Genomic DNA, 15,052 nt, shown 5'->3' with positions numbered 1-15,052 from the left:
GTGCTTGTGTGAATGATGACGAGCTCGTACTGCTGCGCGATATCAAGCGAAGCCTCCACCGAGAGACCATCCGCCGGTGCGTCGAGCACGCGACTATCCGGCACCAGCGCCGCGGGCTGTGCGAGCCATGTCGGATACCAGAACGAACGGATTTCGCGCTTCGCCTGATAGCGCGATCCCGCGCCGCCATCGAAACCGTCATACGACGGGGCCTGCAAAAACAGCGTCTTCATGAATGATGCTCCGGCAATTTGCATTGAATCCGATAACTGATCGAATGAGGGAAGTGGCAGCGGCGCGACGGCACCAATGAGGCAGTCACGCAAGAATGTGCGCGAGCAGCGCGTAGAAAGTGGCGGTCCAGCACAGGGCAAGCAAAAGCCACTGTGAGACAGAAACGGGATGTTCCATCATCGCTAAACGGGCCTACCACGAAGCCACGCGCGCTAACACGTTGCCCACTCAATCGGCCTGCGATTGAACCGGAGGTGCAGGATCACCAGCATCCGCACCGGACAGACCGGAGAAACCGAAGTGGCGTTGGAATGCGTGTCGGTGATGGTGGCGTAGTCGAGAGACAGCGCTGAGAGGAATGCAGCGCGGGCGATGCGCTTGACGAGCAGTACGATGCACACAATGCTCGCCGTAGCCGCGAGACGAAAGGGACCGGATGTGAACACGGCTTCGGGAACGCCAAAAAGGCCAATAGACAGAAGTGCCGCCATTTGTATCGCCGCTGCGGCAAGTGACGCTGTCATTAGGTAGGCACGTAGCATTGCGATCGTCGCGGGTGTCATGGCGCAGCTCGTCGATACGGGGGGAGGAAATATCGAAGGCGCTTTCATTTTCCTTGTGGCGATCGATTAGCAGATGCGCGTGGTTTGGATTCAGGTCACATCTAATACATACATGCGTTGTGAATCGATACTACCGGGCCAAAGCTGAAGGGAACCTTAAGCAAACGCGCTTGATCCGCTTTAAACGTCCTACGCTTTCACTGTCCTGACATGATTACTGCAACGTAAACTTAGGCACGCGCTTTGTCGCTTTAGCGATGCCGTTCCGCGTAATTCATTCGCAAGCTCCATTACGCGAATTCTCCCTGTCGAAGATGACGATTTTGGATTTGCTTCGAATCTTCAGCACAGAACTCCTTAAGAGATTACGGAGGTGCGGAAAGCTTTGGGTTGGCTTACACCTGCTCGCGCAGGTGAATCACCACGTTCCGCCAAGCGCCTTGACCAGCAACACGCTTGCATCCATCTGGCGACGCTCGAGGTCGACAGCAGTTCGCTCGTTCGCCAGCGCCGTGCTCTGCGCGGTGACAACTTCCAGATAGCCTACGGTTCCGATCCTGTATTGATCCAATTCAAGCTGCAGGGTCTTTTGGGCCGACGCGACAGCTTCATCCTGCTTGCTGGCCTCCTGCTGCAAGATGCGTAATGACGCCAGGTTGTCTTCGACCTCCTGGAAGGCAGTCAACACGGTCTGGCGATAGTCGGCCGCGCTCGCATCGTATTGCGCCTGGGCCTTCTCGGTCATTGCACGACGCCGGCCTCCGTCGAACAACGTGCCGACCAGCGCCGGCCCAACAGCCCACATGCGCGACGGTGCGGTGAGCCAGTTCGTAAGCGTCGAACTCTCGATGCCGCCAGTGGCCGATAGCACCAGATCGGGAAAAAATGCGGATTCAGCAATGCCGATCTGGTCGTTGGCCGCTGCGACACGCCGCTCGGCCGCGGCGATATCGGGCCGACGCTGCAGCAGCTCGGAAGGCAGTCCGACAGGAATCGTGGGCGGGGTGAAATCCGCCGCCGCTGGCGGCAGACTGAACGTCGACGCCGGTACGCCGGTCAGCGTGGCGATCGCGTGCTCGTACTGTGCACGGGCGACACCCAGGTCGATATCCTGTGCCTCGGTTGCCTGCAGTTGCGTCTCGGCCTGGGTGACGTCCGCCTGCGACGATACACCGACCGCGAAGCGGCTTTTAGTCAGATCAAGCGTCTGGCGATAGTCCGCAATGGTCTGGTCGAGCAACTGCTTCGATGCATCGAGTCCGCGCAAGTTGAAGTAATCCACAGCGAGTTCGGCGTGCACGCCAAGCCGCACGCTCTGGAGATCAGCGGCGCTCGCTTGCGCGCCGGCCCGCGCGGCATCGTTTTCGTGCGCGATTCTGCCCCACAGGTCGGGCTCCCAGCTCGCATCGAGCGCAACGTCGTAGTCGCCGAATGTCTTGCCGGCCGTCTGCTGATGGCCGATCACGTTGTCCGAATCGTGCAGGCTACTCGCGCTTGCGCCCGCACCGATCGTCGGCAAGTAGGCGGCGTGCGCGGATTCGACCATCGCGCGTGCTTCCTGCAGTTGCGCGACGGCTTTCTGGATCGTCTGGTTCGACACGCTCACACGTGTTTCGAGTGTATTCAATTGAGGATCGCCGAAGCGTGTCCACCATGCGCCGCGTGCCTCGTTGTCGGCCGGTGTGGCGTGGGTCCAGCCGGGGGTAGCTTGCGCCGGTGCTGTGGCGAGTTTGCCGGCACGGGTTGAGATGGCGCCGCTGCTGGTGTCCGGCGTTCCAGCGTTTTCCTTATACGCTGCGGGAACGACCACCGAAGGACGCACATAGTCCGGACCGATCGAGCAGCCTGCCATGCCCAACACACTCGCCGCGCAGACAGCACTGAGCAGCCGCGAGCGGAGCCCACGCAGCCGCGCGAGGTCGAACCGTGCGGGCTTCATGACCGGCCCCCTGCGCTGTGTGAGGCCGCTGCCGATGAACCAGTACTTGCACTCGCGCTGATACTGGCGCTGGAAGACACGCGCACGGCCTGACCATTGGTAATCGAGTCGGACGGATTGAGGATCACCCGGTCAGTCGCTGCGAGCCCTGAGGCCACTTCTATACGCGTGCCAAAATCGCGACCGGGTTTGATGGTCTTCAGTAGTACCTGGTGTTGCGCATCGACGGTGGCCACCTGCAAACCCTCCGGTCGATACAGCAGCGCGTTCACCGGCAGCGATAAACCCGGCTGAGCGGCCTTCAGCGACAGATGCACTTGCCCATACGAACCCGGCAGCACCGCGCCATTCGCGTTGGGCACATCGACTTCAATGCGCAGCGTGCGCGTGACGGCGTTGATCGCCCCCGCATTGCGCGCCACGGTTCCCGGCAGACAACGCCCGGGGATCTGCGAGACTTCGAGGCAGGCCGGCGTGCCGTCGAGCGACGTGCCGACATCGTTCTGCGGCACATCGGCGTACACGCGTAATACGCCGGTTTGTGCCAGATCGAACATCTCTTTGGCGGGGCCGCCGGCGCTACCCGCATCGATCAATGCACCGACATCGATATTGCGCGCCGTAATCACGCCGTCAAACGGCGCATAAACCTTCTCATAGGACTGCAACTGCGCGAGGCGGGCCACGTTCGATTGCGCCGCGAGCAGCGCCGCATGCTTCGCCTGTGCATCGCTGTCTTTCATGTCCGTATCCTGTTGCGAGACCGCGTGTGTCTGGACGAGTTGCTGCCAGCGCGTCGCGCTCAACTGCGCAAACTGATCGTTCGCCTGCGCCTGTTGTTCATCGGCGCGTGCCTGGCGCAGCGCGGCGTCCACCTCGGGCGCGTCGATCGTGGCCAGCAGTTGCCCGGCTTTCACATGGGTACCGATATCCGCGTACCAGGCCTTCAGATATCCGTCGGTGCGCGCGAAAATTGGCGTCTGCTGATACGCCTCGATATCGCCCGGCAACACCAGCGTCTGGTCGGGCGGTGCGATGGTGGGCTGCGTGACCTGCACCGTGGGTACGGCGAGCGCGGCGGTCTGCTCTTGCAACGCGGCGCGCGCGTTGAGCCGCGGCACGATGCCCACGGCAAGCACAACGGCGACGCCGGCTACCAGCAAAACGACACGCACGACACCGCCCCGGTGCTGAGGCGCGGGCCGGCTGTCCGGTGCGGACTGGGGGGATTGAGTGGACATGCGACGTACTCCGGTCAATTCAAATCGGATCAGGTTCTGGACATTCGGTATCGAACCCAGGCGAGGTGCGGCACCGTTCATTTGAGAAGGTCTAGTTCGGCTTGCGTCATGCCGTTCGGCTCGCGCTTCGCGAGCCAGCCGTGCACCAGCGCGAAAACAACCGGCAGGAACATCAGCGTCGCGATCGTGCCGATCATCAGGCCGCCGATCACAGCGCGGCCGAGCGGCGCGTTCTGTTCGCCACCGTCGCCCATTCCGAGCGCCATCGGCACCATGCCGATCATCATCGCGAGTGCGGTCATCAGCACCGGACGAAAGCGTCCCGCGCCTGCCGCCAGCGCTGCCTGTAGAGGCGACATGCCGTGCGCCAGCCGCTCGCGTGCGAAGCTCACCACCAGAATGCTGTTAGCCGTCGCCACGCCGATACACATCATGGCGCCCGTCAGCGCGGGCACGCTCAGCGTGGTGTGCGTGAGAAACAGCATCCAGACGATGCCCGCCATCGCACCCGGCAAACCGCAGACGATCACGAGCGGATCGATCCACGACTGGAAATTGATCACCATCAGCAGATACACAAGCAGCACCGCGAACGCGATGCCCGTTGCCAGGCCGCTGAACGAGCTTTCCATAGTCTGAACCTGGCCGCGAATCACCACGCGCGCACCGCGCGGCAAGTTCGCTTTGGCGGCATCCACAATGCGCGTGACGTCCGATGCCACGCCACCCAGATCGCGTCCCTGCACCGAGCCGTAGATATCGATCGCCGGTTGCACGTTGTAGTGCGTCACCACGGCTTGCTGCGTCGTGCGCGAGAACGTGCCGAGTGTGCCCAGAATCCCGTTGACCCCGCCTGCGTTGCTGCCCGAGCCGCCGGTGCCCGGCGTGAACGTCGAACTAAGTGGAATATTGGCCAGCGCCTGCAGTGAATTGATGTCGTACTGCGGCACCTCCGTCGTCACCGGATAGCTCACACCGTTTTGCGGATTGAGCCAGAAGTTCGGCGACGTTTGCGAACTGCCGGACAACGCAATCAGCAGGCTGCGCGCGACGTCCTGCTGCTGCAGTCCCGCCTGCAGCGCCTTGGTGCGGTCCACGTCCACATTGATCGCGGGTTCGTCGTCCGGTTGCTGGATGCGCAAATCGACGAGTCCTTTAACGTTGCGAAGTTTGTTCAGCAACGTATCGGCAAACGCACGGTTGTCGTCGAGGTTGTTGCCCACCACCTGAATATCGATCGGCGCCGGCAGTCCAAAGTTGAGGATCTGACTCACCATATCTGCCGGCAGAAACGAGAACGTCACTGCGGGAAACTGCTCGCCAAGCGACTGCCGCAGCTTCGCCACATACTGCGCGGTCGGCTTGTGTTTCGCGTTCAGCGTGATCAGGACGTCGGCATCGGCGCTACCGATCGGCGCGGAACTGCTATACGAAAGGTTGATACCGCTGGTCGGCAGGCCGATGTTGTCGACGATGGTCATCAGCTCGTTTGCGGGAATCACCGTGCGGATGCTGTTCTCGATTTCGTCGGCAAGACGCGCGGTCTGTTCGATGCGAGTGCCGGTCTTCGCGCGCATGTGCAAACGAATCTGCCCCGAGTCGATTTGCGGAAAGAAGTCGCGGCCAAGGAATGGCAGTAGCGCAAGCGAGCCGATACACGCAATCAGAAAGCACGCGATAAAGCGCCGCGGTGCGGCGAGCGCCCCTTCCAGCAGCCGCTCGTAGCGGCCGCGCAGCGCTTCGAAACGCCGTTCGAAGCTTTGCTGGAAGCGCACCAGGCGGTTCGCGGGCCGTACGTGTTGCGTGCCCTCGTCACCCGTCTGATGCGCGCCGCGCAGCAGATACATCGCCAACGTCGGCACCAGCGTGCGCGACAGAAAGTACGACGCGAGCATCGCGAACACCACCGCTTCGGCAAGCGGCGTGAACAGATAACGGGCCACGCCGGACAACAACAGCATCGGCACAAAGACAATGCAGATCGACAATGTCGAGATCAGGGTCGGCACGGCAATCTCGCCGGATCCCTCAAGGATCGCCTGCAATAGCGGCTGCCCCTGCTCGATGTGATGCGTCATGTTCTCGATAGCAACCGTTGCATCGTCGACCAGAATCCCAACCGCCAACGCCAGGCCGCCAAGCGTCATGATGTTGATGGTCTGGCCGAGCACCGACAACATGATCAGCGACGAAATCATCGCCAGCGGAATCGAGATCGCGATGATCAACGTGGCCCGCCAACTGCCGAGAAACAACAGGATCATCACCGCCGTCAGGCCAGCGGCAATCAGGCCTTCACGTATCACGCCCTGTACCGCCGACTTGACGAACACCGACTCGTCCGTGACGGTCTGGATATCGAGCGCCTTCGGCATCTGCGAGCGAATCCGCGGGAGCAGGCTCTTGATGTTGGCAATGATGTCGAGTGTCGAGACGCTGCCGCTCTTTTCCACCTCGAGCAATGCGGCGCGCTTGCCGTCGTGGCGCACGATATTGGTCTGAGGTGCATAGCCATCGCGTACGGTCGCGACATCGTGCACATACGTCACCGTGCCGTCGGGTTGCGTGCGGATGGGAATGTTGTTCAGTTCCGCTACAGAAAGCGCCGCACCGTTCATGTTCACGTTGTATTCGAACGTGCCGATCTTCGCCGTGCCACCCGGCAAAACCAGGTTCTGTGCGTTGACCGCATTGACCACGTCGGTGGGCGTCACGTGGTGAGACTGCATCGCCTGTGGATCGATATCCACCATGATCTGGCGCACCTTGCCGCCGTACGGAATCGGTACCGCGGCACCCTGTACCGTCGCCAGTTGCGTGCGAATAAAATTGTTGCCGAGGTCGTAAAGCGTCTGTTCCGGCAGCGTTTTGCTCGACAGCGCGAGTTCCATGATCGGGACGGTCGACGCGTTGAACGTCAGCACCATGGGCGGCAACGTGCCCGGCGGCATGACCTTCAGCAACGACTGTGCGCTCACCGACGCTTCCGTCTCTGCTCGCGTGATGTCGGCGCCAGGATGGAAGAAGACCTTGACGACGGCCACGCCGTTGAGCGACTGCGATTCGATGTGCTCGATATCGCCGACGTCCGAGGTCAGCGCGCGTTCGTACGGTGCGACGATGCGGTGCGCCATATCCTCAGACGTCAGCCCGCTGTAGCTCCACACCACGCTGATCACGGGGATGTCAATGTTCGGAAAAATATCGACGGGCGTACGCAGGATCATCAGTGGTCCGATGATCACGAGCAGCAGCGCCAGCACAATAAACGTGTACGGGCGGCGGAGAGCGACTTTGACGATCCACATGAGAAGACGACGCCTGAAGGGGAGCAATGGACGCAGTCTAGTGAGCAGGGCTTTGCGTCGGGATTGCGCCTGGATGACAAACTCGTAATGAACTTCGGGCCGCCGCGCGGGTATCATCGAAACCATCCGTCAGGCTCAACCTGGCGGCAAACCGGGAGCAACCCGATGGAAGGCAACTGCGATGAGAGTCCTCGTAATCGAAGACGAACCGAAGGCCGGTGACTACCTGAAGAAGGGGCTGGAGGAGTCGGGCTTTGTGGTGGACGTGGCGCGCAACGGTGTCGATGGCCTGCATCTCGCGCTGGAAGAATCCCACGACGTGATCGTGCTCGATGTGATGTTGCCGGGCATGGACGGCTGGCAGGTGCTGCAGCAATTGCGTGGCCGCAAGGACACGCCGGTTCTGTTTCTGACGGCGCGCGACGAGATCGAAGACCGCGTGCGTGGCCTTGAGCTAGGCGCTGACGACTATCTGATCAAACCATTCGCCTTCGTCGAGCTGCTCGCACGGGTACGCACGCTGGCACGGCGTGGCCAGGCACGCGAGAGCGACACGCTGACGATCGGCGACCTCGAGATCAACGCGAGCCAGCGCAAGGTGCGGCGTGCGGGCCAACGCATCGACCTCACGCCGCGCGAGTTCGCGTTGCTGCATCTGCTTGCGCGGCGCAGCGGCGAAGTATTGAGCCGCACGCAAATCGCCTCGTATGTGTGGGACATGAACTTCGATAGCGACACTAATGTCGTCGACGTGGCGATCCGCCGCCTGCGCTCGAAGATCGACGACGACTATCCGGTCAAGCTGGTGCATACCGTGCGCGGCGTCGGCTATGTGCTCGAAGTGAAGGACGCGTGATGCAACGGCTCTCGTTGACCGCGAGGCTGGCTGCCTGGTTTGCGCTGATCACCGTGCTGGTGTTCGGGGTCGGCGGTGGTGTGCTGTATCAGGCGCTAGCAAAGCAGATTCGCGCCCAGGACGACTTCGACCTGGTGCTGACGGCCCGGCATCTGCGGCGCCTTGCAGCCGAGCTGGATTCACCGCAGGGCATCAAACTGCACGAGTCCCGGCTCGATAGCCTGGTGCTCGGCAATCAGGCTTTCTTCCTTAGAATGCAGGACTCGAGTGGTCACGTCCTGCTCGAACGCAATCCCTCGCACTTTGCGATTGGCGATCTGCAGGAAGTGAAGCCGTTGAACCGGATTCTCGAGCACGACGTGCAGGAATGGCATACCCCCGACGGCCTGACGATGCGCGGCGTCGCCACGGATATCGCGCTTGCCGACGGTTCGGTGGTCGATGCGGTGGTCGGACGTGAGATGAGCGATCGCGAAGCATTGCTCGCCCGCTATCGCAACACGGTCTACCTGACAACGTTGTGCGCGCTGCTAGCAGCCATGGTGCTCGGCTACGTCGCGGTGCGCAACGCTTTGCGCCCGCTGCGCGACATTGCCGGCAGCGCCACCCACGTGACGGTGGGCAAACTCCATACGCGCCTTCCCTCCGGCAACGTGCCGCGTGAACTCGCGGCGCTGATCGATGCGCTGAATTCGATGCTCGCACGCCTCGAACTCGGCTTTCAGCGACTCTCGCAGTTCACGGCTGACCTCGCGCACGATCTGCGCACGCCACTCGGCAACATGCGCGGTGCGAGCGAAGTAGCGCTCGCGCGCCCGCGCTCGACCGACGAATATCAGGCGTTGCTGGTATCGAATATCGAGGAATGCGAACGACTATCGCGAATGGTCGAAAACGTGCTGTTTCTCGCCCGTGCCGACAATCCGCAGTACGTGACGACGGCCGTGGATTTTCCGGTGCACGACGAGCTGCTGCGAGTGGCCGACTATTTCGAAGGCATAGCGGAGGATGCCGGCATTTCGATTCAGGTGACGGCGAGCGGCCAATTGCATGCCGATGTCGATCTGTTCCGCCGCGCCGTCAGCAATCTGCTGGCGAACGCGCTGCGTTATACACCGCGTGGCGATACGGTAACGCTTTCGACAACGGCGACTTCAGAGGGGACGATAGTCACGGTCGCCAATCCCGGCACGCCGATTCCTTCGGAACATCTTGGGCGGCTCTTCGACCGCTTCTACCGCGTCGACGGTTCGCGCAGCAATTCGTCCGGCTCGACCGGTCTAGGACTCGCAATCGTTCGGACCATCATGGAACTGCATGGCGGTAGCGCCGCCGTAGAGAGCGACGCGGCCGCCACGCAATTCCACTTGCACTTCCCGCGGCGATGAATGAGCATTGCGCGCACTCCGAGTCAGTTGACCGCCATGTTGACGCGATTATCCACATGATGGACCTGATATTCGGCGCGATTTCGCGCGATCTCATCCGGCGTCGGCGGATAGTTGTTCTTCGACACGGGAATCGTCCCTTGCTGCTCAGCCTGGATCAGCTCCGCGCGGACCTCGGCGCGCGTCTTGCCAGTGTTGACTGAAGCCGCCGGTGGGGCAACGGCGCCGGTGGCATCCGTGCTTTGCGCGAACGCTGACTGACCGAAAGGGATCAGCGAGACGACTACAGCGGCGAGTGCGGCATATCGGGTGAGTTTCATGGAAGGCTCCTGAGATGGGTTGTGCCGGCTCGCGCTTCTATCGCTTCCGGCCCGTTTCACGTAGCAGCGATGCTACGAACCCATTCTCGGCCGCCGCGGTTTGCGCCGAGGTGACGCGTTCATGACGGATTTGTCATCTCGCGCTCAGCCACCCGGATAAATCCGCTCACCGAAACCGTCAGACCTCCAGTCCCAACGTTGTTACGCAATGAGAGAGTGAGCTGTTGTCGCTGCGCAATGCGGGCGGCAATGGCGAGTCCCAGCCCGCTGCCCGTCCCCTTGGCATGCTCACCGCGATAGAAGCGGTCAAGCACCCGCTCCAGGTCCTGCTCTGGAATGCCTGGGCCGTTGTCCACCACTTCAAGGCCGAAGCGCTCTGACGTGCGCGTAAGTACAACGTCGACCTTGCCCCCTTGAGGCGTGTAGCGGATGGCATTGTCGATCAGGTTATTCAGCAGTACACCCAACGCGTGTGGATCAGTCAGCACGTTGCACGTATCCTCTCGCGTGACCGGTTGCCGGAACTCGAGACCGAGGTCAATCTGCCTCTCATCGGCGAGCAGCGAGAAATCGCTCACCGCCTGTTCTCCAAGTCTGCGCAAACTGACGGATGTGCCAACGCTCGTAGACTGCGCGTCCTCGCGTGCAAGCGTCAGCAATTGCTGCACGAGCCGGATCATACGATTGAGCCGTCTATCGATTCGCTCAAGCGTCTGACCATCGTCCTTCAACGTGCCGTTGTTCGAAGCGGCCTGCAATTGCAATTTTAACGCAGCAAGCGGGGAGCGAAGCTCGTGGGCGGCATCGGCGATAAACGCGCGCCGTGCCTCCGCGGCAACGTTCATACGGAGAAGCAAGTCGTTCAATGCCTCGACTAGCGGCCGGACTTCGACGGGTACCTTGCCGTCGAGACGCAGCGGCTCAAGCGAATCCAGCGAACGCGTTGCGAGCAGACGCGACAATCCGCCGATTGGCGCAAGACCCCACGCAACCACGAACAGCACCAACAGGATCGTCACGGGCACGAACACGCCCAGCGGCCACAGCGTGTGCAGTGCAAGTTGCAAAGCCAGCGCTTCCCGAACGGAGACCGGTTGCGCGACCTGGATGAAGCGATCGAGCTGTTGCAGTCCGAATACGCGCCATTGACCTTCGCTCCGTTCGATGGTGCGAATGCCGGGCGGCATACGTGTCAGCACAGCCGACTCCCGCGAGTGATAGACAAGCCTGCCGTCCTTGTCCCATATCTCGATGAGAATGCGATCGTCCGAAATACCTGCGGCCTCTTCGCCTTCCCTCTCGGCCGTCTCCGCCGCTTCGACATTCAAGGGCAGCGACAACGCGACGGTACGCAGTTCGTAGTCGAACAGCTCGCCGGCCTCGTCGCGGGCTGTATGAAAGATCGCCAATGCGGCAATCCCGGAGGCGGCGGCAAGACCGCAGATGAGCCAGCCGAGCAGCCAACGGCGGATCGACTTCATCCGAGCCTCTTCAGCCGATAGCCGACGCCGCGCACCGTCACGATCTGTTCTACGCCAATTTTGCGCCGCAGACTGTGCACATGAACTTCGATCGTGTTGCTGCCCACTTCGTCGCCCCATCCATAGAGCTTGTCCTCGAGCTCCGCTCTGGTGAAGACGCGTGCGGGCTCTTCGATCAGCGCCTGCAGCAAGCCGAATTCGCGCGGCACCAGCGTAACTGGAACGCCGCTTTTCCTCACTTCATGAGCGGCGGGATCGAGCGTTAGATCACCGTGTGCATAGATCGGCTGCTTTTGTCCGGTGCGACGCCGCAACAACGCGCGTGCTCGTGCCGCCAGTTCGTCAAGGTCGAACGGTTTGATCAGGTAGTCGTCTGCGCCGGCATCAAGACCGCGAATCCGGTCGGTCACCGCGTCGCGCGCGGTCAGGATGATGACGGGTGCCTCACCGCCTTGTCTACGATAGCTATTGAGTAAATCGATACCGTTTTTTCCGGGCAAGCCGAGGTCCAGCAGGACGAGGTCATATACGCCGTTGCCCAGCGATAGCTCGGCGGCTCGTCCGTCTTGTGCCCAGTCGATTGCATAGCCCTCGCGCCGCATCGATTCGAGCACGGTCTCTGCAATCATTTCGTCGTCTTCCACCAGAAGCAGACGCATCGCGCCCCCTGCGTTGTCATCCTGTGCCATTGTCGCGCATCCGGCCTTAGGTCTCCCTTAAGCCTTAGTTAAGCGTTCGTTCAATATCATCCACGTTCACGAGAGGAGAGCGAGATGAAACAGGACGCCGTGAGTTTTGCCAGCCGGGCCGCGAGCAAAGTCCCCGAGTTGACGCTGGGTTTCTGGGTGATCAAGGTCGCCGCCACCACGCTTGGAGAAACCGGCGGCGACTGGGTGTCGATGTCGCTGAATCTTGGCTACCTGATCGGCTCGGCAATCTTCCTCGTCTTGTTCGTTGGCCTCGTTTGTGCGCAGGTAAAGGCGCAGGAATTTCGTCGCTTCCTGTACTGGGCGACCATTGTCGCTACGACGACGCTCGGCACGACCATGGCGGACTTCGCCGATCGATCGCTAGGGGTCGGCTATCCTGGGGGCACCGCTATCGTCGTGGCATTGCTGATCGCCAGTCTGGCGATATGGTATCGATCTGAGGGGACGGTCTCGGTCGAGAGCATCGTCACGAGCAAGGCAGAATGGTTTTACTGGATCACGATCCTGTTCTCGCAGACGCTCGGAACGGCGCTTGGAGACTGGGTGGCGGGTGAGGACCGCGGTGGTCTCGGTATCGGGTACGAATACGGAGCCATGCTCTTCGGAGCGGGGCTGGTCATCGTGATGGGCCTATATTGCTGGACGCGCCTGTCCCGGACCGCGCTCTTCTGGGCCGCGTTTATCTTGACGCGGCCGCTGGGCGCAACGTTGGGCGACTTCCTCGATAAGCCTGTGGCCGAGGGCGGGCTTCACATTAGCCGGTTTTATGCGTCCGGGATTCTGCTGGCTTTCATCGTGGTGTGTATCGCATTGATACCGCAACGTTCGGCAAGGCGGGGCACGGCCATGTAGGCATTCATTCTTTTCAAACGCGAATTTGTCCGCAATTTCCCGTTGCCGTGGGCTTGATGCTCACGCGAAATCTCAAGGTGAGGATTTACAGGATGGTGAGGAGTTCCAGGAGATAGCAGGGAGTGGTGAGGTTATACGGGATGGTGAGGACTTCCAGGAGTTCGATCTGGCTCAGATGCGCATTCTCAACACGAGCGCAGTTGGCAAAGACGGTCCAACACCATAGTCCGTGCCAACGCCTCTCGACGTATCAGCCGCAGTCCTCCCGAAAAGTCTCACCTATCGTCGTTTTGTCCAACACGGTGACGTCGAAACTCGATCGTTCCGCAACGTCACCTCAGAACTTGTACTTCACCTGAAATCCAATGGTGAACGGCAATTGATCGGACGGAATCGGTGGGATAAAAATCAGGTTCGCCCCTACCCGCTTGTAGTCGAACATCACGATCGGCGCCGCCACCGGTCCAACCGTGTGATTACGGCCCAAGCCCCAGTTGCCATAGTTGTAGCCCGAGATAATGCCGCCGATCACAGCGAGTCTGACGAAGCCCCAATGCGCAAACTCCGGCGCCCACAGCCCGCCGCCATAGTACGAAGGGCGCCGCAGCGAGTTGCGAAAGCCACCCGCCGTTACCCCCCATTCGCCGTTGAACCAGCACTCGACGCCAAGGCCGGGATTAAACTCGTTGAAGTGGGTGCCGGGATCGGGATCGATGTGGTACGAGCCAAGCATCGCGTCAAACCATACTCCACCACCGCACCAGTCCGCCGCATGTGCGGTGGATGCCACCGCAAAGCTGGCGACGAGCGCCACAAGCGAGCGCCGGATGTTGTTGCTGGTCTGCCGCAAATGCATATCTTCTCCGCCACCGGTCGAGCGCCGGCGTATTGAATGTGCTAATGATTGTCTGGTTGGCCGTCCGTCGCGCACTGTACCTCAACCCGTACGGTGAGTGTTGAGGCGACGCTCGGAAAGGCGGGCACGCAGCCTGCGCAGGCCGCGCCCAGTCAGCACAATAGCGGAAAGCAGTGGCGGATCGGTGAATGCCCTCAGGCGCTCACGTTTGAGTAGCGGGCCGCAAGCTTATGCGGCCTTTTTCGGCAGCGCCGCTCGCGCTCACAGCCCCAGATCCGACAGTCCCGGGTGATCGTCCGGACGGCGTCCCAACGGCCAATGGTAGAGACGGTCCGCTTCGCGGATCGGCAGGTCGTTGATGCTTGCGTGGCGATGCGCCATCAAGCCGTGCTCGTCGAACTCCCAGTTTTCGTTGCCGTATGAGCGAAACCAGTTGCCAGCGTCATCGTGCCACTCGTACGCAAAACGCACCGCGATGCGATTGTCCGTGAAAGCCCACAACTCTTTGATCAGGCGATAGTCGAGCTCTCGCGCCCATTTGCGGCGTAGCAGTCCGACAATCTCCGCGCGGCCCGTCACGAACTCCGAGCGATTGCGCCACACGCTCTGCGGCGTGTAAGCCAGCGACACGCGTTCGGGGTCGCGGGTATTCCAGCCATCCTCGGCACCACGCACTTTCTGGATCGCGGTCTCGCGCGTGAAAGGCGGCACGGGGGGGCGGGTTTCGATTGAGTCAGCCATGATGATTGCTCCGAAGGTCAGGGGTGCACGTCGGGAAGGCGACCGTGCGTGGGTGGATTCCGGGTTCTGCACGCTCTACGCGTTTATCGGGTCGAGCAAGTGTTCTGCGGCCGCGCGCGCATCCAATGCCGCATCGGGTTCGCCGCTCACCAGCGCCACGCCGATGGCGCCGTCTATCAGGATCAGCCACTGGCGCGCGAGGCGTGCCGCTTGATCACTATCTGCGACGTTGCTCTCGGCCATGTATTCGTCGCACTGCGTTCGCACAAAGGCCAACAAGCGTTCTTTGTGCTCGCGCGCGACGACGCGGATTGGATCCTCCGCGCCGGCGATTTCACCCGCCGCATTCAGAAACGCGCAACCGTGGAAATCGGCTGAAATAAACCATTCGCGCAACACGTCGAACATGCCGAGCAGACGCATGCGCACGCTCTTGCCATGGCCCAATGTGCCCCGGATGAACCAGTTCATCCAGGGTTCGTCGCGGCGCTCGAGCGCCGCGGCGACCAGCGCATCCTTCGATCCGAAGTGCGTGTAGAAGCTTTTGCGGGCCGTGCCGGACT

General features: G+C 61.4%; 13 protein-coding genes and 1 pseudogene. 3 read left to right on the top strand and 11 right to left on the bottom strand.

All coding sequences use genetic code 11. From position 1 onward, the window contains the following. The 5 genes and pseudogenes from M0954_RS18790 to M0954_RS18770 form a co-directional block, all read right to left on the bottom strand. Positions 1–257: pseudogene (locus tag M0954_RS18790) on the bottom strand (hopanoid biosynthesis associated radical SAM protein HpnJ); the annotation flags it as partial. Positions 258–446: 189 nt separating this feature from the next. Continuing rightward, the gene (locus tag M0954_RS18785; RefSeq protein WP_122157479.1) at positions 447–797 is read right to left on the bottom strand and encodes a hypothetical protein; all 351 of its coding nucleotides are present in this window, start codon (positions 795–797) and stop codon (positions 447–449) included. 418 nt (positions 798–1,215) lie between these two features. Continuing rightward, positions 1,216–2,736, bottom strand: a complete 1,521-nt coding sequence (locus M0954_RS18780; RefSeq protein WP_123386735.1) for an efflux transporter outer membrane subunit — start codon at positions 2,734–2,736, stop codon at positions 1,216–1,218. Beyond that, positions 2,733–3,977 carry an efflux RND transporter periplasmic adaptor subunit gene (locus tag M0954_RS18775; protein WP_297354843.1) on the bottom strand — a complete coding sequence of 415 codons (1,245 nt, stop codon included), beginning with the start codon at positions 3,975–3,977 and terminating at the stop codon, positions 2,733–2,735. Before M0954_RS18775 ends, M0954_RS18780 begins: the two co-directional genes overlap by 4 nt. A gap of 77 nt (positions 3,978–4,054) precedes the next feature. Further along, positions 4,055–7,285, bottom strand: a complete 3,231-nt coding sequence (locus tag M0954_RS18770; RefSeq protein WP_297354841.1) for an efflux RND transporter permease subunit — start codon at positions 7,283–7,285, stop codon at positions 4,055–4,057. 181 nt (positions 7,286–7,466) lie between these two features. Between M0954_RS18770 and M0954_RS18765 the strand changes: the two genes are divergently transcribed. Beyond that, positions 7,467–8,141, top strand: a complete 675-nt coding sequence (locus M0954_RS18765) for a heavy metal response regulator transcription factor (RefSeq protein WP_074266746.1) — start codon at positions 7,467–7,469, stop codon at positions 8,139–8,141. Then, positions 8,141–9,529, top strand: a complete 1,389-nt coding sequence (locus M0954_RS18760) for a heavy metal sensor histidine kinase (protein WP_297354839.1) — start codon at positions 8,141–8,143, stop codon at positions 9,527–9,529. Before M0954_RS18765 ends, M0954_RS18760 begins: the two co-directional genes overlap by 1 nt. A 23-nt stretch (positions 9,530–9,552) precedes the next feature. Here M0954_RS18760 and M0954_RS18755 read toward each other — a convergent pair whose 3' ends face one another. The 3 genes from M0954_RS18755 to M0954_RS18745 all read right to left on the bottom strand — a co-directional run bounded on the left by M0954_RS18755 (position 9,553) and on the right by M0954_RS18745 (position 11,989). Beyond that, a complete protein-coding gene (locus M0954_RS18755) occupies positions 9,553–9,849 on the bottom strand; it encodes a DUF4148 domain-containing protein (protein ID WP_297354836.1) in 297 nt (98 codons plus the stop codon). 119 nt (positions 9,850–9,968) lie between these two features. Continuing rightward, entirely contained in the window at positions 9,969–11,330 is a 1,362-nt protein-coding gene (locus tag M0954_RS18750) for an ATP-binding protein (RefSeq protein WP_297354834.1), read from the bottom strand. Continuing rightward, a complete protein-coding gene (locus tag M0954_RS18745) occupies positions 11,327–11,989 on the bottom strand; it encodes a response regulator (protein WP_122159375.1) in 663 nt (220 codons plus the stop codon). Before M0954_RS18745 ends, M0954_RS18750 begins: the two co-directional genes overlap by 4 nt. Positions 11,990–12,103: 114 nt before the next feature. Between M0954_RS18745 and M0954_RS18740 the strand changes: the two genes are divergently transcribed. Further along, complete coding sequence (locus tag M0954_RS18740; protein ID WP_122157472.1) at positions 12,104–12,892, top strand: hypothetical protein; 789 nt, start codon at positions 12,104–12,106, stop codon at positions 12,890–12,892. 337 nt (positions 12,893–13,229) lie between these two features. Here the strand turns inward: M0954_RS18740 and M0954_RS18735 are convergent, their stop codons facing one another. The 3 genes from M0954_RS18735 to M0954_RS18725 all read right to left on the bottom strand — a co-directional run. Continuing rightward, positions 13,230–13,748 (bottom strand): hypothetical protein, encoded by a 519-nt coding sequence (locus tag M0954_RS18735; RefSeq protein ID WP_074266893.1) that lies wholly within the window; start codon positions 13,746–13,748, stop codon positions 13,230–13,232. A 261-nt stretch (positions 13,749–14,009) separates the two neighbouring features. Beyond that, complete coding sequence (locus tag M0954_RS18730) at positions 14,010–14,489, bottom strand: nuclear transport factor 2 family protein (protein ID WP_297354832.1); 480 nt, start codon at positions 14,487–14,489, stop codon at positions 14,010–14,012. Positions 14,490–14,564: 75 nt separating this feature from the next. Beyond that, positions 14,565–15,052 (bottom strand): TetR/AcrR family transcriptional regulator (locus M0954_RS18725; protein ID WP_297354830.1); only part of this gene is annotated, 488 nt, incomplete at its 5' end.

This window comes from Paraburkholderia sp. (assembly GCF_026225065.1).
GTDB lineage: Bacteria > Pseudomonadota > Gammaproteobacteria > Burkholderiales > Burkholderiaceae > Paraburkholderia.
Note: the sequence above shows the minus strand (reverse complement) of the source record. Positions and strands in the feature narration are given on the sequence as shown.

Excerpts from the sequence above, each read along its gene's own strand:
- M0954_RS18785 (WP_122157479.1), bottom strand. The coding sequence starts at position 797 with ATGACACCCGCGACGATCGCAATGCTACGTGCCTACCTAATGACAGCG.
- M0954_RS18780 (WP_123386735.1), bottom strand. The coding sequence starts at position 2,736 with ATGAAGCCCGCACGGTTCGACCTCGCGCGGCTGCGTGGGCTCCGCTCG.
- M0954_RS18775 (WP_297354843.1), bottom strand. The coding sequence starts at position 3,977 with ATGTCCACTCAATCCCCCCAGTCCGCACCGGACAGCCGGCCCGCGCCT.
- M0954_RS18770 (WP_297354841.1), bottom strand. The coding sequence starts at position 7,285 with ATGTGGATCGTCAAAGTCGCTCTCCGCCGCCCGTACACGTTTATTGTG.
- M0954_RS18765 (WP_074266746.1), top strand. The coding sequence starts at position 7,467 with ATGAGAGTCCTCGTAATCGAAGACGAACCGAAGGCCGGTGACTACCTG.
- M0954_RS18760 (WP_297354839.1), top strand. The coding sequence starts at position 8,141 with ATGCAACGGCTCTCGTTGACCGCGAGGCTGGCTGCCTGGTTTGCGCTG.
- M0954_RS18755 (WP_297354836.1), bottom strand. The coding sequence starts at position 9,849 with ATGAAACTCACCCGATATGCCGCACTCGCCGCTGTAGTCGTCTCGCTG.
- M0954_RS18750 (WP_297354834.1), bottom strand. The coding sequence starts at position 11,330 with ATGAAGTCGATCCGCCGTTGGCTGCTCGGCTGGCTCATCTGCGGTCTT.
- M0954_RS18745 (WP_122159375.1), bottom strand. The coding sequence starts at position 11,989 with ATGCGTCTGCTTCTGGTGGAAGACGACGAAATGATTGCAGAGACCGTG.
- M0954_RS18740 (WP_122157472.1), top strand. The coding sequence starts at position 12,104 with ATGAAACAGGACGCCGTGAGTTTTGCCAGCCGGGCCGCGAGCAAAGTC.
- M0954_RS18735 (WP_074266893.1), bottom strand. The coding sequence starts at position 13,748 with ATGCATTTGCGGCAGACCAGCAACAACATCCGGCGCTCGCTTGTGGCG.
- M0954_RS18730 (WP_297354832.1), bottom strand. The coding sequence starts at position 14,489 with ATGGCTGACTCAATCGAAACCCGCCCCCCCGTGCCGCCTTTCACGCGC.